Annotated in this window: 16 protein-coding genes; 5 read left to right on the forward strand and 11 right to left on the reverse strand. The window is 35.2% G+C overall.

The features are described from left to right. Window positions 1-16 precede the first annotated feature (16 nt). The 7 genes from EKG35_RS00610 to EKG35_RS00640 all read right to left on the reverse strand — a co-directional run bounded on the left by EKG35_RS00610 (window position 17) and on the right by EKG35_RS00640 (window position 7,186). The gene (locus EKG35_RS00610) at window positions 17-724 is read right to left on the reverse strand and encodes an ABC transporter ATP-binding protein (protein WP_126292366.1); all 708 of its coding nucleotides are present in this window, start codon (window positions 722-724) and stop codon (window positions 17-19) included. After that, entirely contained in the window at window positions 724-1,500 is a 777-nt protein-coding gene (locus EKG35_RS00615) for an ABC transporter ATP-binding protein (protein ID WP_126292367.1), read from the reverse strand. The genes EKG35_RS00610 and EKG35_RS00615 overlap by 1 nt, the downstream gene beginning before the upstream one ends. Next, the gene (locus tag EKG35_RS00620; protein WP_126292368.1) at window positions 1,497-2,435 is read right to left on the reverse strand and encodes a branched-chain amino acid ABC transporter permease; all 939 of its coding nucleotides are present in this window, start codon (window positions 2,433-2,435) and stop codon (window positions 1,497-1,499) included. Before EKG35_RS00620 ends, EKG35_RS00615 begins: the two co-directional genes overlap by 4 nt. Window positions 2,436-2,446: 11 nt before the next feature. Then, window positions 2,447-3,322 (reverse strand): branched-chain amino acid ABC transporter permease, encoded by an 876-nt coding sequence (locus tag EKG35_RS00625; protein WP_126292369.1) that lies wholly within the window; start codon window positions 3,320-3,322, stop codon window positions 2,447-2,449. Between the two features lie 155 nt (window positions 3,323-3,477). Next, complete coding sequence (locus EKG35_RS00630) at window positions 3,478-4,695, reverse strand: ABC transporter substrate-binding protein (RefSeq protein ID WP_126292370.1); 1,218 nt, start codon at window positions 4,693-4,695, stop codon at window positions 3,478-3,480. A gap of 504 nt (window positions 4,696-5,199) precedes the next feature. Next, window positions 5,200-5,868, reverse strand: a complete 669-nt coding sequence (locus tag EKG35_RS00635) for a YdeI/OmpD-associated family protein (RefSeq protein ID WP_126292371.1) — start codon at window positions 5,866-5,868, stop codon at window positions 5,200-5,202. Window positions 5,869-5,908: 40 nt separating this feature from the next. Continuing rightward, the gene (locus tag EKG35_RS00640) at window positions 5,909-7,186 is read right to left on the reverse strand and encodes an ATP-binding protein (RefSeq protein WP_246020118.1); all 1,278 of its coding nucleotides are present in this window, start codon (window positions 7,184-7,186) and stop codon (window positions 5,909-5,911) included. A gap of 200 nt (window positions 7,187-7,386) precedes the next feature. Here EKG35_RS00640 and psiE point away from each other — a divergent pair, with 200 nt between their 5' ends. The 4 genes from psiE to EKG35_RS00660 all read left to right on the forward strand — a co-directional run bounded on the left by psiE (window position 7,387) and on the right by EKG35_RS00660 (window position 14,281). Then, window positions 7,387-7,836: a phosphate-starvation-inducible protein PsiE gene (psiE, locus tag EKG35_RS00645; RefSeq protein WP_126292372.1), complete on the forward strand. Its 450-nt coding sequence runs from the start codon at window positions 7,387-7,389 to the stop codon at window positions 7,834-7,836. A 260-nt stretch (window positions 7,837-8,096) separates the two neighbouring features. Further along, window positions 8,097-9,206, forward strand: a complete 1,110-nt coding sequence (locus EKG35_RS00650; protein ID WP_246020119.1) for a PLL family lectin — start codon at window positions 8,097-8,099, stop codon at window positions 9,204-9,206. Window positions 9,207-9,513: 307 nt separating this feature from the next. Further along, complete coding sequence (bcaP, locus tag EKG35_RS00655) at window positions 9,514-10,899, forward strand: branched-chain amino acid transporter BcaP (protein WP_126292373.1); 1,386 nt, start codon at window positions 9,514-9,516, stop codon at window positions 10,897-10,899. Between the two features lie 289 nt (window positions 10,900-11,188). Further along, complete coding sequence (locus EKG35_RS00660; RefSeq protein WP_126292374.1) at window positions 11,189-14,281, forward strand: efflux RND transporter permease subunit; 3,093 nt, start codon at window positions 11,189-11,191, stop codon at window positions 14,279-14,281. Between the two features lie 189 nt (window positions 14,282-14,470). Here the strand turns inward: EKG35_RS00660 and safA are convergent, their stop codons facing one another. Next, the gene (gene safA, locus EKG35_RS00665; protein ID WP_126292375.1) at window positions 14,471-15,079 is read right to left on the reverse strand and encodes a SafA/ExsA family spore coat assembly protein; all 609 of its coding nucleotides are present in this window, start codon (window positions 15,077-15,079) and stop codon (window positions 14,471-14,473) included. Between the two features lie 346 nt (window positions 15,080-15,425). Between safA and pgeF the strand changes: the two genes are divergently transcribed. After that, entirely contained in the window at window positions 15,426-16,184 is a 759-nt protein-coding gene (pgeF, locus tag EKG35_RS00670; RefSeq protein ID WP_126292376.1) for a peptidoglycan editing factor PgeF, read from the forward strand. Between the two features lie 49 nt (window positions 16,185-16,233). Here pgeF and EKG35_RS00675 read toward each other — a convergent pair whose 3' ends face one another. The 3 genes from EKG35_RS00675 to EKG35_RS00685 form a co-directional block, all read right to left on the reverse strand. Then, the gene (locus tag EKG35_RS00675) at window positions 16,234-19,425 is read right to left on the reverse strand and encodes an efflux RND transporter permease subunit (protein ID WP_126292377.1); all 3,192 of its coding nucleotides are present in this window, start codon (window positions 19,423-19,425) and stop codon (window positions 16,234-16,236) included. Window positions 19,426-19,428: 3 nt separating this feature from the next. Next, entirely contained in the window at window positions 19,429-20,829 is a 1,401-nt protein-coding gene (locus EKG35_RS00680) for an efflux RND transporter periplasmic adaptor subunit (RefSeq protein ID WP_126292378.1), read from the reverse strand. Window positions 20,830-21,080: 251 nt separating this feature from the next. Then, window positions 21,081-21,824: ISL3 family transposase (locus EKG35_RS00685; protein WP_126292379.1), on the reverse strand; the 744-nt coding region annotated here is incomplete at its 5' end.

Consider the following 21,824-nt stretch of genomic DNA (forward strand, 5'->3'; position numbering starts at 1 on the left):
CAAGCCGTAATTGATTTTACAACCCTCCAAGATAAGCCGCTTTAACTTGTTCACTTTCTTGAAGTTCTTTCGCCGTACCTGACAACACAATTTTACCTGTTTCTAAAACATAAGCACGGTCTGCAATTGAAAGTGCCATGTTCGCATTTTGTTCTACAAGTAAAACAGTTGTCCCTTGGCTGTTTACTGTTTTAATAATTTCAAAAATCTTTTTTACGACAAGTGGCGCCAATCCCATTGATGGCTCATCCATTAATAACAGTTTCGGCTTTGCCATTAGTGCGCGTCCCATAGCTAACATTTGCTGTTCCCCACCGGATAAGGTCCCTGATAGCTGTTTGCGTCGTTCATCTAAAATTGGGAACAATTCATACACATAGTCTATATCCTTTTTTATACCATCACGATCATTGCGTAAATATGCGCCTAATTCCAGATTTTCTTCTACCGACATATTTGAAAATACACGGCGGCCTTCTGGTACATGTGAAATACCACTTTTCACAATAGTCTGCGCAGGTTTACCAGCAATTTGTTGTGTTAAGTATAAAATATTGCCGTTCTTTGGTTTTAAAAGACCTGATAATGTTTTTAAAAGCGTCGATTTCCCTGCACCATTCGCCCCTATAAGTGTAACAATCTCACCTTCATTTACTTCTAAGGAGATATCTTTCAATGCGTGAATATTTCCATAAAATACATCAATGTTGTTTACTTTTAGCATTAATCAATAACCTCCTCACCAAGGTAAGCCTCAATTACTTTTGGATTATTTCTAATTTCTTCAGGTGTTCCGTCCGCAATTAGTTGACCATGATCAAGTACATAAATTCGCTCACAAATCCCCATAACGAGGTGCATGTCATGCTCGATTAATAGAATCGTTAAATCAAATTCTTTTCGAATAAATGCTATCAATTCCATTAGATCATGCGTTTCTTGAGGGTTCATCCCTGCAGCGGGTTCATCAAGTAAAAGAAGTTTTGGATTAGCCGCAAGTGCACGAGCAATTTCTAAACGACGCTGCATCCCATAAGGTAAATTTTTAGCCAACTCGTCTTTATAAACATCCAAACCAAAGATTTTTAAAAACTCAATAGACTCCTTTTCCATCTTCGCTTCCCCTGCAAAGTGGCTTGGTAAACGTAAAATGGAAGCAAGCAGCGAATGTTTCGCCAGATTATGGTTTGCAACTTTTACGTTATCAAGTACTGATAAATCTTTAAATAAACGAATGTTTTGGAACGTACGGCTAATACCCAGTTTCGTTACTTGGAATGGTTTAAGTCCATTTAGCTTTTTCCCATCAAAAGTAATCGTACCTTCAGTTGGTTGATATACTCCTGTTAACATGTTGAAGGTTGTCGTCTTCCCAGCACCATTTGGCCCGATTAACCCAATTAATTCACCTTTATTTAAATACATATTTACATTTTGTACCGCTTTTAAGCCTCCAAATTGAATGCCGACTTTCTCTGCTGTTAAAAGAAGGTTACTCATACTTTAGAACCTCCTTTTTTACCAAACTTGAATAAAGAAGTAATTTCTTTTGTTCCCATTAATCCTGTTGGACGATACAACATAACAATAATTAATACTAAAGAATAAATAATCATACGTGTTTCTGGGAAGTTTGCTAAATATGCAGAAACTATTGTTAAGAAGATCGCTGCAATTGTAGCACCTGAAAGACTTCCTAACCCACCTAATACAACGTAAATTAAAATATCAAATGACTTTAAGAAGTTGAATGTTGTCGGTTGAATAATGAAGAAGTTATGTGCATAAATAGCTCCTGCAACTCCTGCAAAGAATGAACCAATCGTAAAGGCTACAACTTTGTAATATGTTGTATTGATTCCCATTGCATCTGATGCAATCTCATCTTCACGAATTGAAATACATCCTCGACCGTGACGAGAGTTGGTAAAGTTAGCAATCACCAAAATTGTAATTACTACACCAACAAAAGCATATGTCCAAGTCGTCATATTAGTAACGACCATACCAGCAGCTCCACCAACATAATCAACGTTTAAGAAAATAATTCGGATAATCTCAGCAAATCCTAATGTTGCAATCGCTAAGTAATCTCCTTTAAGTCGCAATGATGGGATACCTACTAGTAGCCCTGCTAACGCAGATATTACAGCACCCATAATAATTGCTACTGGCAATGACAATCCCAGCTTCATTGTTGCTATTGCACTAATGTAAGCCCCTACAGCCATAAATCCTGCATGACCAATAGAAAATTGTCCTGTGACCCCAATAACAATGTGTAAACTTACAGCAAGCATAATGTTAATACACATTTGGATTAATATATTTTGATAATAAAGATCTAGTATTCCGCCTGAGATCATGCCCTGTACGACTGCATAGATTACTAGTGCTAAAACAAGGAATCCCCAAAAGGCTTTAGACTTTTTCATATACCAGTCACCTACACTTTCTCACGGGCGTTTTTACCGAATATACCCGATGGTTTCAAAATTAGAATTAAAATTAGAATAACGAATGCTGCCGCATCACGCCATAACGAATAGCCTAATGCACTTACGATTGTTTCCACTACACCTAGTACTAAACCACCAACCATTGCTCCAGGGATGCTTCCGATTCCACCAAGAACCGCTGCAACGAAGGCTTTTAACCCTGGCAGCACTCCCATTAAAGGCTCAATTCTCGTGTAGTATACACCGAAAATAACACCTGCAGCACCAGCTAATGCCGAACCAATTGCAAAAGTTGCTGAAATTGTATTATCGACGTTAATTCCCATTAAACGCGCTGCATCCGCATCATGTGATACCGCACGCATTGCTTTCCCAATTTTCGTTTTATGAACGATAAATTGTAGTAGAATCATTAAAACAATTGTTACCGCTAGAATCATAATCGATTGTGAGCTAATACTTGCACCCAAAATTGAAATTGATGTATTTGGCAATACTTCTGGATATGCTTCTGGTGAAGCTCCACGGAAGAAGATTACTGTATATTCGATTAATAGCGAAACTCCAATTGCAGTAATTAAAGCCGCAATACGAGTTGCATTTCGTAAACGTTTATAGGCAACACGTTCAATAATAACCCCTATAATCGCACAAAGTAACATCGAAATAATTAACGCTGGGAAAAAGCCTAAATCCCATCTTGCAATTGCATAGAAGCCAATAAAGGCACCAAGCATAAATACGTCGCCGTGGGCAAAGTTAATTAACTTGATGATTCCGTATACCATTGTATATCCCAATGCAATTAAGGCGTAAATACTACCAAGTGATATACCATTTACCAGCTGTTGTAACCATTCCATACATTCACACTCCTTTTTTATTTAATATCTCTTAATCTTTGAATCTATGTACACATAACCAATTATCTATTGTGTGAAAATTGAAACATTAAGACTGTAAAAAAGGGAGGCTCGGCACGCCCCCCTTGTTCTATTTAAATACGAGGTTCTCGTATTTACGGATTAACTTTAGAGTTGAACTGTTGATTGCCGTCTACATATTCTAGAACTGTTGCTGATTTAACTGGGTTGTGTTTTTCGTCAACTGAGAATGTACCTGTAATTAAACTTAAATCTTTTGTTTCAGCTAAAGCTTTTTGAATTGCTTCGCCATCTGTTGATCCAGCACGTTCGATAGCATCTTTAATAAAGTAAACAGTGTCATATCCAAGAGCATGGAATGCGTTTGGCGACTCGCTATATTTTGATTCAAATGCTGTTACAAAACCTTGAATTGTTTCATCTGGATCTTGAGCTGAATAGTGGTTTGTAATAAATGTATTGTTAAGAGCTTCAGCACCTGCAAGTTCTACTAGAGTTGGAGAGTCCCAACCATCAGCCCCCATAAGTGGTGCTTCAATTCCTAATTCACGTGCTTGTTTAACAATTAACCCTACTTCTTCATAGTATCCAGGAATAAAGATAAACTCTGGATTTGCTGATTTTAGACGAGTTAATGTTGATTTGAAATCTGTATCTTTAGCAACATATGCTTCTTCTGCTACTACAGTGCCACCATTTTCTTCAATTTGCTGTTTAAATGATGCAGCTAAGCCTTTTGCATAGTCTGAAGAGTTGTCCGCGTAAATTGCAACATTTTTTGCCCCAAGTTCATTTGTTGCAAAGTTTGCTGCTACAATCCCTTGGAATGGGTCAATGAAGCATGTACGGAATACAAAATCATTGATTGTTCCATCTGCGTTTTCTGTTACGTTAGGTGCCGTACCCGAAGCTGTAACAGTTGGAATTTTGTATTGGTTTGCGATTTGAGCTGTTGCAATTACGTTACCAGAAGTTGCTGGAGCAATCATTGCTGTTACTTTATCTTGTGTTGCTAGTTTAATAGCTGCATTTGTAGCTTCTGAGTTTTCGGATTTATTATCAACTGGAACAAACTCAACTTGTTTTCCATCAATACCACCCGCTGCATTAATTTCTTCAATTGCAAGCTCTGCTCCTTGTTTAATTGATGAGCCGTAAGAAGCAACCGCACCAGAAAGTTCTAGGTTTCCACCGATTTTAATTACTTCACTGTTTTCACCACCACCAGTTGAGCTTCCACTGTTTGTAGAAGTCCCTTCTTCACTGGAACTGCAGGCAGCTAATGCACCGACAATTAAAGATGATGCTAGAAAAATAGATGCAAATCTCTTTAAACTTTTCTTTTCTGTCATACTTTTTTCCCCCCACATTGATGATTCGTAAGATATAGATATTTCTGATAATTATAATAAATAGATCACATTACATCAATAGGTAATCTAAATATTCTGAATTATACAGTCATTCTGAAATCTATAATGATTTGACTTTATGATTGTAAAACATTCTTTTTATTTAGTCTAGTGTGATTTTTTAGTAAATTTAGAGTTTTATATAAATTTATAATAATCTTAATACAAAATTGATGATTTTATTACAATTTCCAATTTATTTCAAATTTAAATAATAAAATAATAACTGTTTAATTTTTTCTTTCTTATGATTTATATGCAGTTTATACTAGAAGTTATTTTAAAATATAAAAAGTAGAGAGCTTTATTTTTTACTCTCTACATTTATCCGGATCAATTTGTTCTTTTTACGACTCTATATTTTCAATTTAATATTTTAAATTTTTTAGTTTAATTTCCGACAACCTGGGAAGTTTTACTTTCAAGGAGGTCCTATACCAAATATTATTTTTTTAGTCTATATAAATCTCGGCTTTTATAGCCTTCACCTAAAATCTGTTTCATTTCATCGCGGCGTTTTGCTTTTGTAGCTTCTTGCTTTGCACTGTAAACATAACGGGCCCAATCTTTTTTATATCCAGGGGTCAATGATTGGTAAAATGCTAATAATTCCGGGGCATCTTCTAAGTCTTTTTCAATTTGCGGTATTAAGTCAATATAATCATCCACACATTGGCTTGCCTTTGTAGACGTACCTTTTTTCGCTTTAGAATCCTCTTTTAAGCCGACAACTGTAAATATATCATCCAATGCAACCATGCGTGAAAATTTAATATTACTATTTAGGACATAGCCTTCCTCATCTGCACCTAATCCAGACAATAAATCGTCGCGATGAATATAAGTTGAATAAACTTTATTATCTTTTTTCGGATAAGCCAAATATAAATACCCTTTATTATCAAGATAGTTTTTTTCTATAATTAATTTCACTATTTTTTTTAATGAATCCATATCTAAGACAAATGCAAAAATTAAATCAAATGTATTTGTACCTAATTCTGTTTCATAATCTTTTAATTCGCTAAAATAATTAGAGTTTGTTGGTACATTTAAAAGTGCTACATTATTATATTTTTGTAATTTTAATTTTTCAACAATCGCGCTAGCCATATATAACACCCCATAAATTTCATTGCTGCTTCTATAGAATTTATTTTGCTAAAGGGAAGTAAATTGTAACAGTCGTTCCTTTCCCTTTTGAGCTGTTAAAGGTCATTTCTCCATTATAATTAGAAACTATATTATTACAAATCATAATACCAAGTCCAGTTCCCTTGCTTTTTAAAGAATAGAAAGGTGTACCGAGCAATTCCAGTTCCTCCGCAGACATTCCTTGTCCCTTATCAGTTATGGTTATTTCGACAAAACCTTCCTTTTTACCGGCCGTGACAGTTATTGAATCTCCACAAGCAGAGGCTTCAATTGCATTTTTAATGATGTTTACTAATAACTGATTGAATTCAATTTTATTTATTTCAATATAACAATCTTCTTCCGCAAAAACTTCAATATAATTTCTGTGTGATAGCCCATATGATTGGAGCAAATCCGTCACACTATGTATAACAAGCTTAACATCTAATTTTTCTGTTGTATTCTCCTTGGATGGTTTTGATAAAGATAATAACTGTGAAATAACTTGTTCTGCTGAGTCTAATTCTTTGATCATTATCGAAAAGTTTTTCTTACCTTTATCATCAATAGCATTATTTTGTTCGTATAATTGTAAATACCCTTTTACAACGGTTAAAGGATTACGAATTTCGTGTGCTACAGCTGCCGCTAATAATCCAGTAGTTTTTAACCGTTCTGAATGTTTCATACTTTCGTAATATAATTGAAGTCTTTTTATTCTCTCCGAGGTAGCATAGAAAATTAAAAATAAAACTAGTTGGCTTCCTAAAAAGTTTATTATGTTTCCTATTAAATCATGTCCAATATATGAATATAAATCTCCATTATCACTAAGCTTAACAATTGAGAATGTAATAGTTGCTAAAAAACTATTTAATATTATTGAGAAATAGAAAAGCTTTGCATCAAAAAATAAAATAGAAATTGCCGGTATGAAGCATAATAAAATAATTGTAGACCCTGTTTCTGGATACAAAAAGAAAAGTAAATAGAAGAAAAGGGCAGATACAATAACGAAGATCAATCTAATGCTACTCGTCCTGAATTTTGGATATAGCAATAGACATACGGATTGTAGGATAGCAAATAGAAGGTGAAGCAAAAATCCAATTTCCAAATTACAAACTCGAGGGTTTAATACAAATAATCCTAATGCTATTGCGACAATTATAAAAAATGTAGATAAATAATAATACTTTAAATTTGTATCCGTCATAAAATCTTTCATATATAACTCCTTTTCTTCAAACCAAAAGTTCAACCATTGTTGCCATGCTCCGATTAATATTAACAATATTAAAGCATTCTTGTTTTCAAATTGCCCCCTCTTAATACCACAAAAAAATCGTCCAGCAACAAAATCTTCTAACTTTTAGCATTTTTCCTTCTAATTAGTGGAAGTGTATCATTATTTTATAAAATCCTTCATACACTAAAATACTTTAAAACTAGTTTTCTTACTTAAAAAATATTATGAATGGAGGAAGAATCGATATGGAAAAAGTAGAATGGAAGATTTCATTAAAAATAATTCCAAAAGTATTACAATGGTTTTTAAACTTTTGTCTTATTGTTTTGGCTTTAATTATGTCGTTTCTTCTCATTATTGAAATTATTGATTTCATTAAGATAATTGTTTCTGCTGGAAAAAGGGACTTTAAACTTTTCCTCGCGAATATCCTTATCTTCTTTTTATATTTCGAGTTTATTACGATGATTGTTAAATATTTTAAAGAAGATTATCATTTTCCACTACGCTATTTTTTATATATCGGTATTACTGCAATGATACGGCTTATAATTGTCGATCATGAACACCCGACTGATACATTAATCTATTCATTAGTGATTTTAATTTTAATTGTCAGCTACTTTATTATTAACATTACCCCTTTAGAGAGGCCGAAGCGCTCTTTGTTTTTTAATAAAAAAGAAGAACAGTAGTTTAATTTATAAACGAGCAACGTTAACTAATCCTCCATCCTTTGCTGGTTTCATTATTAAATCTTTTAATCGTTATTCCCACTTTCAAAGGAGATGCATACACTAGACAAAAACGGAGGATTTTTAAACAAAATGTATATGAATAATGGATATCCCTATTATTATGTGCAATATGTTCCAGCGAGTTATTACCCACAACAATATCCGCAGTTTGTACAGCAACCCCCCAACAAACTAGAAGACCAAGTGTACAAGAAATTATGCAGACAATTCGCTCACAAAATAGCAACCTTTATACACAATTAGAACAAGCAGGAATGAACCGTCAATTAATCGAAACATTCTTTTTCTATATTGTTAACTTTACAAGAAATCAAGCAAATATAAATATGCCTGCAAGTCAAATCTATAGTCAATTCCAAAGAGAAACACCGTGGTTTAACACTTTAATACGATCAATGAACCTTCCTCTTAATGTAGTTGACCGTGTGTTAACTAGTGTAATTGAAATCGCTATTAATATAATTAGAGGCAGACAGCCAAGCCCTGGCCCTGGTCAAGGCTGGTCAAGTTGGGAAAGCCTTGGTGGGACAATTGTAGGCGCTCCTGCAGTCAGCTCCTGGCAGCCTAATCGTTTAGATGTCTTTGCTAGAGGTACAGACAATGCACTTTACCACATCTGGTGGGACGGCAGCCGTTGGAGCAGCTGGGAAAACCTTGGCGGTGTATTAACATCCCCACCTGGTGCAGTATCTTGGGGACCTAATCGAATTGATGTATTTGTTAGAGGTACTGATAATGCACTTTATCATAAATGGTGGGACGGCAGCCGCTGGAGCGATTGGGAAAACCTTGGCGGTACTTTAACAAGTGGTCCTGCTGCTTCTTCACGTCGTTCAAATCAGCTCGATGTATTTGTAAGAGGAACAAACAATCGACTTTATAAAAAGACATGGAATGGTTCACGTTGGGAAGATTGGGAAGACCTTGGCGGCAATTTAAACTCCGCACCTGCTGCAGTCTCTTGGGGGCCTAATCGCATCGATGTTTTTGCTAGAGGTCAAAACAATGATTTAATTCATAAATGGTGGAGCGGCAATCAATGGAGCGATTGGGAAAGCCTTGGCGGAACTTTAACGAGTGCTCCTACTGTTTCTTCGCGCCGTCCAAACCATTTAGATGTCTTTGTAAGAGGTGCGGGAAATCGCTTATTTAAACGAACTTGGAATGGTTCAAGATGGGATAGCTGGGAGTCAATTGGTGGAAATTTAACAAGTGCTCCTGCTGCAGTCTCTTGGGGACCTAATCGTACAGATGTATTTGCAAGAGGTCAAAATAATGATTTGATTCATATTTATCAAGGACGATAATAATAAATAAAAAATACACAAGACTCTTTTTCCTAGAAGCATGAAATAGTTTAAACCACTCTCTAAAAATTTTAGATCTTCTATTTCAGGGTATAGATAAAGTCAAAATGACTTTGCCTATACTCTTTTTTCAACCTCAAAGAATCATGTTGGCAATTATCAAAATTATAATATTTTAACAATTCGCTATTGTTAGAAAATAACTATTTTTTCGCTAATTTTCGTCAAAAAGTCTAATAATCAATTGACCTACACACACTCTTCATAGTAGTATTTTTTCATAATTAAATTAGAATAGGTGTTGAATTTGTCGAATCTTTTTAGAAAAAAACGTGTAGATGATTTATTAAATAATAGCGGCGTACAACTTAATAAAACGCTAGGAGCATTTGATTTAATTTTACTTGGTGTAGGTGCAATTGTTGGGACAGGAATATTTATACTTCCTGGCACTGTAGCAGCAAGTCATTCTGGCCCTGCTATTATATTTTCATTTTTAATTGCCGCCCTTGTTTGCGCTCTTGCAGGGATGTGTTATTCAGAATTTTCTTCATCAGTTCCTGTAACAGGCAGCGCCTATACATACGGCTATATTGTATTTGGTGAAATTATAGCCTGGTTTGTCGGTTGGGCTTTAGTTTTAGAATATGGTCTCGCAGCCGCTTCAGTTGCTACAGGTTGGTCTTCTTATTTAGTATCATTATTGGAAGGTTTTAATATTACAATCCCAGCCGCGCTGTCTGGTCCTTTTAATCCAGCAGAAGGAACATATATTAATTTACCTGCTATCTTCATTATCATGATTATTTCCTTTTTATTATCATTTGGAATACAAGAGTCAGCAAAGATTAATAAAATTATGGTTTTTGTAAAAGTCGGCGTCATTTTGTTATTTATCATTGTAGGCGCATTTTATGTAAAGCCTGAAAACTGGCAGCCATTTATGCCATTTGGTATGGAAGGCATTATAAATGGGGCTGCTCTTGTGTTCTTTGCCTACCTTGGCTTTGATGCAGTTTCATCAGCAGCAGAAGAAGTAAAAAACCCACAACGCAATTTACCTATAGGTATTATTGGTTCACTATTAGTTTGTTCTTTCCTTTATATTTCTGTTTCTCTTGTTATGACTGGGGCTGCACCATATACACAGTTAAATGTAAATAACCCTGTCAGCTATGTATTACAGCTTGTCCAACAGGATTGGATTGCAGGAATTATATCATTAGGTGCTGTAACAGGAATGATGACAGTTATTCTTGTTATGATTTATGGGGGGTCAAGATTACTCTTTGCACTTGGCCGCGATGGCTTACTACCAAAATTAATGACTAAGCTCAGCCCGAAATATCAAACTCCGACTATTAATACATGGATTTTTGCATTTGCAGTTTCTTTCTGTGCAGGATTCATTCCTTTAGATAGACTTGCAGAATTAGTAAATATGGGAACATTAATTGCCTTTACAATCGTTTCATTGGGAGTTGTTTACTTAAGAAAAAATAAAAACATCCCTTCAGGCGGTTTTAAAGTACCCTTCTTCCCAGTATTGCCGATTCTTTCATTTATCGCATGTTTATTTTTAATTAGCCAACTATCAATGCAAACTTGGATCGCGTGCGGTATTTGGTTTATTGTCGGACTTGTAGTTTATTTTATCTATGGCAAAAAACATAGTACTTTAAATAACCAATAAGAATATGCCTAGAAAGCAAAATTTTTGAACAGCTTTCTAATTCGTTATTATATGTTTTTAAAAGAATTCCTATAGTGGTCAAGCTAGTATGCCACGACCTCGCGCATAAAGGAACCGTCCCAAAATGACTTTTCGGGCGGTTCCTTTTATCTTTTTAAAATCACTTAATTAATACATAAAAATCTCTTCACATAAATTCCCTTCTTTTGAATTGCTTAATATTACACATATTAAAAACAAGTAAACAGTTAATTTACTAAATATAACGGCATAGAAGGCAGGAGAAAAGGTGAAAAGCTTAGTCAATTTTGTATTAAAAAATAAACTAGCCGTTTGGTTGCTAACCATCATCGTTACAATTTCAGGCATTTATTCAGGAACCCGAATGAATATGGAATCAATCCCCGATATTTCAATTCCATATTTAATCGTTATGGGCGTCTATCCGGGTGCTACACCTGAACAAGTAATGGAAGAAGTATCAATTCCTTTAGAAAATGCTGTTGAAGGTCTTGAAGATATTGCTGCAATTTATTCAACTTCATCCTCTAACATGTCTCAGATTCAAATTGAATATGACTATGGGGTTGATATGGATGAAAAGAAACGACAACTAGAAGCAGCACTTGATAATGTGACCTTGCCAGAAGATGCGCAAGAACCAACGATTATGGCTATTAGTATGAACATGATGCCTGTTATTGCATTGTCAGTAAGCAGCAGTAAAAAGGATATTGTCGAATTAACCTCAACGGTTGAAAATAATTTATTGCGAAAGATAGAAGAAATAGATGGTGTGGCATCTGCTACCATTACAGGTCAACATATTAAAGAAGTGGATTTCGTTTTTAATGAAGAAAGAATGGCAGCACTTGGTTTAACAGAAGACTCTGTAAAACAAATAATTCAAGCCAATGATATAGCCTTGTCATTAGGTTTATTCGAGTTTGAAGAAGGTGAAGAAGCCATTTCTATTGACGGCAAATTAAAAACCGTTGAAGAGTTAAGAAATTTATTAATACCTATTACACCTACTGCTGAAAATCCTACACCCTTTGTTCGACTTAGTGATATTGCAACAATTGAAACAGTTGGGAAAGTTGAATCGGTTTCGCGTACAAATGGCGAAGATGCGATAGCTATCCAAATCGTGAAAGGGCAACAAGCAAATACTGTAAAGGTTGTAAACGCAGTTAAAGATTTAATCGAGGAAGAAGAAGCTTCTACCGATGGACTTCATATTGATATAACTTTAGATCAAGGTAAACCAATTGAGCAATCTGTATTTTCTATGCTCGAGAAAGCTATTTTTGGTGGATTTATTGCGGTTTTAATCATACTTTTATTTTTACGTGATTTTAAATCGACGGTTATTTCAATTATCTCAATTCCAGTTTCAATATTTATCGCCTTACTTTTGTTAAACTGGATGGGCATTACGTTAAATATTATGACTCTAGGTGCTGTTACAGTAGCTATTGGGCGAGTAATCGATGACTCAATCGTTGTGGTAGAAAACATTTACCGCCGTATGCATTTAAAAGAAGAGAAACTACGTGGCCGTGCATTAATTCGAGAAGCTACAATTGAAATGTTTAAACCAATTTTATCTTCAACTTTAGTAACTGTTGCGGTATTTGCACCTCTTATTTTTGTAGGCGGAATGGTTGGGGAATTGTTTATGCCCTTCGCTTTAACCATCACATTTTCTTTAGGTGCATCATTACTTGTTGCTATTACTGTTGTACCAGCACTTTCTCACTTCTTATTCCGAAAAAAATTGTACAGTGAAAAAACTGAAAATAAACATAAAGAAGTTGGCAAACTGGCGCTTTGGTATAAAAGGATTTTAGCCACAGCATTGAACCACAAAGTAGTAACATCATTAATAGCCTTTATTCTATTAGCTGGTTCCCTTGCTCTTACACCTTTAATCGGCTTTAGCTTCATGGGTTCATCAGAAGAGAAGGTAATGTATCTAACCTATACTCCAGAAGCAGGTGAACTTGAGGAGGAAACCTTAGCCAATGTGGAAGAGGTTGAGCGAGAATTAATGAAGCGAGACGATATTAATATTGTACAGCTATCTATAACAAACCCAGATAACACTAATCCAGCTTCAATGATGATGGGCGGCGCTGCAGGTGGAGCACTAATGTATCTTATTTTTGATGAAGATATGGAAAATTTCCCTGAAGCAAGAGAGGAAGTTGAGGACTATGTGTTTAACCTTGGTCAATCAGGTGAATGGACATCCCAAAACTTTAGCACTGCGTCGATAGCTTCAAATGAAATTAGTTATACACTTTATAGCGACAACTTAGATGATTTGTTAACAGCTGTAGACCAAGTAGAAGATGCATTGGTACAAGTAGAAAACCTAGAGGATATATCAAGTGATGCAGAAGATCCATATGTAGAAAATACCTTTATAATAGAACAAGAACATATATTACAATATGGCTTAACAACTGCTCAAATTGTCATGGCATTATCCAATTCAGACTCAAGGGAAGTTTTAACAACTGTTAAAAACGACGGCCATAATATTGAAGTGATCATTCAGCGTGAAGAAAAAACAGAGCCGAAATCATTACAGGAGCTGCTCGCAACTGAAATTGATACAGCTATCGGAATAACAATGCCTTTATCGGAATTAGTTGCTGTCGAGAAAGGAACAACATTAAATACATTAACTCGTTCAAAAGGAGAATATTACGCAACTGTTTCAGGAACGATCATTGGTGATGATGTCTCGGTAGCTTCTGCTGAGGCAGATGAAAAAATTAATGATTTAGATTTACCTGAGGGTGTTACGACAGGCGTGGCAGGTGTTGCAGCAGATATCGCCGAAACATTTACTCAACTGGGAGTTGCGATGGTCGCAGCAATTGGCATTGTATACTTTATACTAGTCGTAACATTCGGGGAAGGTTTAGCGCCATTTGCTATTCTATTTTCCTTACCGTTTACGGTAATTGGTTCTTTTGCAGGACTATATTTGACAGACCTAACGATTTCGGTCTCGGTTATGATGGGACTTTTAATGTTAATAGGCATCGTTGTCACAAACGCAATTGTACTTGTAGACCGAATTATTCATATGGAACACGATGGTTTATCAATTCGAGAAGCGATTCTCGAAGCAGGTACTACACGGCTCCGCCCAATTTTAATGACTGCAATCGCAACAATTGGAGCAATGTTGCCCATGGCACTTGGAATAGGCGGTGGAGGAGGTCTTATTTCCATGGATCTCGCCATTACTGTAATTGGCGGCCTACTTAGTTCAACCATATTAACATTAGTGATTGTACCTATTATTTATGAAATTCTATCCAACATGCTAAAGAAAAATCGTAAAGATATAGAGGAAAATTGACTTTTTAACTAAGGTGGCTGAAACTTCAGGCACCTTTTTCTTCTCAGAAAATTAAAAAGCTTATTATCTGGTGTGCATACCCGAATTTATTATTTTAAACAAAAAACTGTACAGAAGTAGATTTCTGTACAGCTTTACCTGGGAAATAGAAGTTTAAAAAGTTATTATTTTAGCTATTAAGCAGCCGTATTACTTCTGAATAAACATTTGTGTCCAGTAGTTGCCATCAGCTACATATCCTACACCAATATGAGTATAGTTTGAGTTTAAAATATTTGCTCTATGTCCTGCACTGTTCATCCATGCATTCACTACTTCTTGTGCTGTTCTTTGTCCCTGTGCAATGTTTTCACCAGCTGATTTATAAGTTATACCGTAGTTTTTCATCATTGTAAATGGTGAGCCATATGTAGGGCTTGTGTGACTAAAGTATTTTTTATCATGCATATCTTGAGATTTATGTTCTGCAACTCTTGCAAGCTCCCAATCATATTTTAATGCTGGTAGGCCTGCATTTGCTCTTTCAACATTAACAAGTCGAATAACTTCTTGTTCGACTGCTTGTCCTTGTTGTTCGGGAATATTAATTTTTTGACCTGGATAGATTAAATTTGGATTTGCTAATTGTGGATTTGAGTCAATTAATTCTTGAACTCCCGTTTGTGTTTTTACTGCGATTTTCCAAAGTGAATCCCCTGAAACTACTGTATATGAACTTGCTGCCAAAGCGGTAGCTGGTATTAATAAAGATGCACCTAAAATAGAAGTTATTACTCCTTTTTTCAAGTTTTTTAACATCTAATCATTCCTTCCTATTTATTATGCTATTATCATAAATAGTTTAATAGAGAAATTCACCGCTAAAAATTTGGCTGTATTATTACAGGACTGTTACAGAGGGGATAACTAGATATAAGAACCCTTTTGATTTGCGATTTCCCCATCCTATTTTTCCGTTAATTTTGAAATATGAATGTAATAGGTAAATATTACTGGAGGAAACAGTTATCCAATTAGTTTTCCAAAATGGTATATTTACAGAAATTTTCCCGCTTGTTATGCAACAAAATTAGGAGAAAAAAGTTAAACTATTATTGATAGTTTTTTTGAGAAATTTAAAATAAATAGTAAAGAAGGTGATGAGATGAAAATAAATTTTTATTTAAACAATGAGAAATGGCTTTCGGGCATTACGTTAAAAGATTCAAGTGAACCTGAACAAAGTAATATGGCACTGCATATATGTGAAAATCCTAATTTAATAATAGAAAACCGCAAAAAATTAGCCGATATTTTAAATTGTGAACTAGATGATTTTGTTTGTGCGAATCAAACACATAGTGCAAATGTTTATCGTGTAGAATTGTCCGACAAAGGGCGCGGAGCAAAAAACACAGAAACAGCTATCCCTAATACTGATGCACTTTATACGTACGAACCGAATGTTTTACTATGTACATTCACAGCAGATTGTGTCCCTGTAATTTTTTATCACGAGTCAAAAGGTCTTATTGGTGTAATCCATTCAGGTTGGCAAGGTACAGTAAAGGAAATCACTTATAAAGTATTTGAACATTTAAAGCAGGCTGAAAAATGTGATCCTAGTGATTTCTATGTTCATCTTGGAACTGCTTTAAGTCAGGAAAAGTTTGAAGTAGATGAGGATGTGTATGTTAAGTTTAAAAATCTTGGTTATGCTGAAGACTTCATGTATTACAAAGAAGAAACAAATAAATATCATATCAATAACCAACAAACTGTGAAAAGACAATGTGAATTAGCTGGAATTCCACCTAAAAATATTACGATTGATTCTACATGTACTTTTATAAGTCCACAGGGCTTTTCTTACCGTGAAGATAAAAAAAGCGGGAGACATTTAAGTTTTATTATGAAAAAATAATAAAAAAGGTAACCCATATTTTTATTTTGGGTTACCTTTTTGATATTTATTATGGTGTCTCTACTTCTGGTGTTGGTTCTACTTTCTCTTTGTTACGCTTAAACGGCCATTTTCTATTAGGCTTACCTAATTTTGTTGGTCGATCAGAATTATCTTGATTATCTTTTTTGTTTCGTTTGAATAAACCTTTAAATTTGTTATTAATATTTTCAATCGTCACATACATAACAGGTACGAATACTAGAGTAAACATTGTAGAAACAGTTAAACCAAATACAACAACAACTGCCATAGGTTGTTGACTTTCTGCACCTTCACCAATCGCAAGCGCAAGTGGTATCATCGCCAACACTGTTGTTGCCGTCGTCATTAAGATTGGACGTAGACGGCTCTTACCAGCTTCAACGATTGCTTCCATTCGTTCCATTCCTTTTTCACGTAAAATATTGATATATTCAACAAGGAGGATACCGTTGTTTACTACAATCCCTGCAAGCATTATCAGTCCAATAAATCCAGGTAAACTTAGTGAAACGTTCATGATAAATAGACCTAGGATAACCCCAATAAGCATTGTTGGCATCGAGAACATAATTACAAAAGGAGTAACAAATGATTCAAACTGAACCGCCATTACCATATATACAAGGAATATACCCAGTACTAGTGCCAACCCAAGTTGGCCGAACGATTCCATCATTTGTTCGGATTGACCACCTGTAGAAATTTCATAGCCATCTGGTAATGAGATTTGAGCTAATTGTGCGTTAATTTCCTGTGTAACAGTTCCTAAGTCCTTACCAATAATATCACTCGTAACATTGACCCCTCTAATTTGATCCTGACGATTAATTTGTGATGGTCCTTGTACTTGTACTAATTCAGCAACAGCTGTCAATGGAATATTAATACCTTCAGCATTCCGGATCATCATTGTTTCAAGATCTCGAACAGTCGTTGTACTTTCATCAGAGAATGAAACATTTACATCGTATTCTGTTCCATCTTCTTTATATTGTGTAGCAACTTGGCCATAGAAAGCTAAACTTATCTCTGACATGATTTGTTGATAAGAGAGACCATACTCTGCTGCTAGTTCGCGGTTAACAATAACTTGAATTTCAGGGTTACCATCTGAAAACGAACTTTCAACATTTAAAGTACCTTCAATATCTTCCATTATCCAAACTACTTGTTGTGATAAATCTTTTAATACATCAAGATTGTCACCTTTGATTTGAATTTGAATTGGTGATCCAGTACTCATACCTTGGTTGCTATCTATTACTGTAATTTCAGCACCAGGAATATCACTAACTAATTCAGACACTTCAGCGACAAATTCTTTTGTTGTTATTTCACGTTCGCTAGATTTAACAAGTTGTATCATATAGGATGCTGTGTTAGCACTGCCGGCACTTACACCATCTGTACTTCCACCAATACTCACGGCATTAACATCCATAATATCTTCATAATTTGCTAGTCGTTCATTAATTTCATCTACTACTGCTTTTGTTTCCTCTAATTGAGAACCATTTTGTAAAGTAGCTGTTATCGTTACTTGACCACTATCTGATACAGGCATCATTTCCATACCTACAACTGGGAGTAGTGCAAAACTTCCAATAAAAGCAGCAATAACAATCGAAATAACTGTTTTACGACGATGCAATGCTTTTTTCAATACTTTGCCATAGAAGTTTTTAAACTTGTTAAGCATTTTGTTAAATAAGTCTTTTGGTTCTTCATTATCCATGGCAATCTTTACATTTCCCAACATCTTAGATGATAACATTGGGATAAGTGTAATCGCACATACTAATGATGCTGTCAACGAGAATACAACAGCTAAAGAAAGCGGTCTAAATATTTGTGAAGCAATTCCTTCAACAAAGACAACTGGAAGGAATACAACCGCTGTTGTCAGCGTAGAAGCGATAACGGCTGAAACTAGTTCTGAAGCCCCTTCTGCTGCCGCATCTAATACAGGTAGACCCTCTTGCCGTTTTTTAAAGATATTTTCCAGGATAACGATCGAACTATCCACCATCATCCCAATCCCGAGAGCTAAACCACCCATAGATATGGTATTTAACGTTTCACCTGTGAAATACATTAATGTAAATGTAGAAATAACCGCTATTGGCATTGTTATTCCAATTACAAGTGTTGCTTTAAGGCTTCTTAAAAAGAACAATAAGATAATTGCGGCTAAACCGCCACCAATAATCATATTTTGAACGACGGAATCCATGGAGTCTGAAATGTAAGTTGATGTATCCATGATTGTAGTTAATTTTAATCCGCGTTCTTCAAACTTTTCATTTAAGTCTGCCATAACTTTTTGAACATCTTCTGCTACTTCAACGGTATTGGCATCAGATTGTTTCATAATAGAAAACATTAGTGTTTCTTCACCATTTACTGTCGAAATAGAAGACTGTTCTTTAAAAGTATCCACAACTTCGGCTACATCACTAACTTTAATAGTTGTCCCATCTGGAAGTGGTATATTTGTATTTCGAATATCGTCTACCGATGTATACTCGCCGACAACACGAAGCTGTACATCTTTGCCACCACGTTCAACTGTACCGGCAGAAATAGACTTATTTTCAGCTTGTAATGCTGAAATAATTTGTGAACCTGTAACGCCATAATTTGTAAGCATTGCGGAATCAAGATTTACCTGGATTTCCCGCTCAATGCCCCCCACAATTGAAGCAGAGGCTACGCCACCCGCTCGCTCAATTGCTGGTTGAACTTCATTTTCTGCAATATCTTGTAGTTCACTTAGTTCAGCTCCTGTTAAACTAGCATATACGACCGGCATTGCATTTGGATCCAAACGCATTACCATTGGGTCATTTGCAGCTTCTGGTAACATACCTCCGATTTGATCGATCTTTTCACGAACATCAATTAATGCGTCGTCAATATCGCGACCAAAATCAAACATCATAATTACTAGTGAAGCTCCCTGTTGGGAAGTAGATTGAAGTGTATCCAACCCTTCAATCGTACCAACAGAGGATTCAATAGGTTTGGTAATTAATTCTTCAATTTCTTGTGGAGATGCACCTGTATAACTTGTGGCTACAACTGCAATTGGCAAATCCATTTTGGGGAATAAATCTACTTTTAAACCCGCCAACGAAATAAATCCAAGAACAATTGCTACCACGACAAACATGATAACGCCAACAGGACGTTTAATTGAAGTTTTAATAAGTTTCAACGTCTAGTCCTCCTCCATAATTTCAACTAAATTGCCATCTTCAAGGAGGTATTGACCACTTACGACGATTTGATCATTTTCTTTTAAATCACCACTTACACTTGTGAACTCCGTATTACTTAATCCAACTTCTACTTCTTTCATTACTGCTCTTCCATCAGAAATGATGAATACGACAGATTTACTTTCTTTTGTCGTAATAGCAGTAGTAGGGATAATCAAAGAATTATCTTCTTTAATCTCTTCAACTATGACTGAAGCAACCATTCCTGGTCGTATTTTTTTGTCTGAATTATCGATTTCAATTTCAACCGAGAATAAACCGTAGCCTGTACTTACTGAAGAAATATAGGCAACTGTACCTTTGAAATCATCTTCTAAACCTGCCACTTTTACATCAACTTCATCGCCTACATTAAATGAATTGAATAAATTGGAAGATATGCTGATATTTAGTTTCACTAAATCTGTAGAAACGATTGTTGCAAATGTACTTCCATTTGAAGCCATTTCCCCAACTTCTCCAACGACATCGGTCACTTCACCTGAAATTGTTGCTTTAATAACTTTGTCATCTAAGTTTTCCATTGTGGTATCTAAATTCAATTGTGCTTGATCCACTGAAATTTGTGCTTGTTGAACACCTATTTCTGCATCTTTCAAAGATGTTTCCGCAATTTCTAAATTTAATTCGGCTTGTTCAACGGCTTCTTCTTGTGCTTTCAAGTTCGACTCCCTTTGAGCTTGTTCTTTTGATAATTTTGCTTGCTCTAAGGCATTTTTCGCACTTTTTTCCGTACTTACTGCACTTTCATATTCCTGTAAGGGAATTAGACCTTGGTCATATAAAGTTTTACTGCGTGTTAAATTCTTTTGCGCCGTTTCCCATGAACTTTGGGCATTATCTAATTGAATATCTAAATTTTTAATATTATCTTCCTGATTTTGCTTTGCTTGCTCTAAAGCTGTTTTAGCAGACTTAAGTGAATTAGCGGATTGTTCATAACTAGTTTGGGCACGGGATTTTGCATTTTGTGCACTTTGCAAACTTGTTTTAGCTTGTTCTAAACTAGTTCGCTGCTGCTTAACAGCATTCTGTTCATTTGTATCGTCAAGTTGTGCGATAACGTCACCTTTTTGAACGATATCTCCTTTTTCAACGTAAATATTTACTATCTCACCAGCTGCTTTTGGCATTACATTTACTTCATTTTCTGCCTCTATTGTTCCAGTTAATTGATTGCTATCTGTTAAGACACCGTACGTTACCGGTGCTACTTCAACTGGTAATGCCTTCTCTTGTTCTTCGCCTACTTGGTTCTCTTGTTGTCCACTGCATGCTGTTAAAATAATTGCAGAAGCGACAATTGATAAAGCACCAAATAACTTATTGTTTTTCCTCATCTAGATATGAATCCTCCTCAAAAAACTAAGCATATATTCATTCGATAGAAGTTAGCAATATTATGTAGAATCATTTTCTATAAAGCGAAATACCATCAGTAGGGAGATGGAGCTCATATGGTTTATAAAATGTTCTCCGGTAAAATACCGTTTTTACATCTGCCTTCATTCCCTAATAATGGGTATATAACCCATCTAAATATGGTTCTATGTCAAATGTTGGGGTGAAGTGATATTACACGGCACCCCGATTATCCTAAATGAACCCCAATTTTCTTATATAAATTATTTAATAAAATTTTCGCTTTAAAGTGTTCATAGCTTCTAAAACCATAAGCATTGCGCTTCAAAACTTTTGATTTATTATTAATTCCTTCTAAAAAACCATTTGAATATCCAAAACTTAAACTATTTAAAATTTCAACTTGCCAATTTTTTAGCGTTTGAATAGCCTTTAAAAATGCCGGAATATTTGCTTCTTCTACCTTTCGGTAAAAGGCTTCTAATCTTTTTTTTATTTCTATCAAATCATTTGAAGTTTTTGCCCAATCAAACCATTCGCAGTAAGCTTCTTTTAATTCATAGGCTTGCTTTAGTTCCTTCGACATTCCTATGTAACGATTTAAGTACCAACGATTCGTTTCTGTTAACTTATCAAATCGTTTATATAGTACGTGACGCATTTTCTTACATTTCTTTCGATCATATGCATGCCATTCTTTTTGAACATTTCGACGTACTTCATCTAGTGCCCAGTAAATATAACGACAATAATGAAAGCGATCCGCAATAATAATCGGGCGATTTAACGCCTTCCTAACTGCTGCTTTAAAGCTTGGATTCATGTCCATAACCACAATTTCTACATCTGCACCGTATTTCATCAAGTAATCCTTAATGGTTTCTTTTCTACGATTTGGTAAAATATCAATTGGTTCATGTGTTTCCGCATTGGCAATAATTAATTGATAAGTTCCCGCATCGGTATCTGCTTT

This window comes from Lysinibacillus telephonicus (assembly GCF_003966145.1).
Taxonomy (GTDB): Bacteria; Bacillota; Bacilli; order Bacillales_A; family Planococcaceae; genus Ureibacillus; species Ureibacillus telephonicus.

Coding starts and splice junctions, on each gene's coding strand:
- EKG35_RS00610 (WP_126292366.1), bottom strand. CDS start 724: ATGCTAAAAGTAAACAACATTGATGTATTTTATGGAAATATTCACGCA.
- EKG35_RS00615 (WP_126292367.1), bottom strand. CDS start 1,500: ATGAGTAACCTTCTTTTAACAGCAGAGAAAGTCGGCATTCAATTTGGA.
- EKG35_RS00620 (WP_126292368.1), bottom strand. CDS start 2,435: ATGAAAAAGTCTAAAGCCTTTTGGGGATTCCTTGTTTTAGCACTAGTA.
- EKG35_RS00625 (WP_126292369.1), bottom strand. CDS start 3,322: ATGGAATGGTTACAACAGCTGGTAAATGGTATATCACTTGGTAGTATT.
- EKG35_RS00630 (WP_126292370.1), bottom strand. CDS start 4,695: ATGACAGAAAAGAAAAGTTTAAAGAGATTTGCATCTATTTTTCTAGCA.
- EKG35_RS00635 (WP_126292371.1), bottom strand. CDS start 5,868: ATGGCTAGCGCGATTGTTGAAAAATTAAAATTACAAAAATATAATAAT.
- psiE (WP_126292372.1), top strand. CDS start 7,387: ATGGAAAAAGTAGAATGGAAGATTTCATTAAAAATAATTCCAAAAGTA.
- EKG35_RS00650 (WP_246020119.1), top strand. CDS start 8,097: ATGCAGACAATTCGCTCACAAAATAGCAACCTTTATACACAATTAGAA.
- safA (WP_126292375.1), bottom strand. CDS start 15,079: ATGTTAAAAAACTTGAAAAAAGGAGTAATAACTTCTATTTTAGGTGCA.
- pgeF (WP_126292376.1), top strand. CDS start 15,426: ATGAAAATAAATTTTTATTTAAACAATGAGAAATGGCTTTCGGGCATT.
- EKG35_RS00680 (WP_126292378.1), bottom strand. CDS start 20,829: ATGAGGAAAAACAATAAGTTATTTGGTGCTTTATCAATTGTCGCTTCT.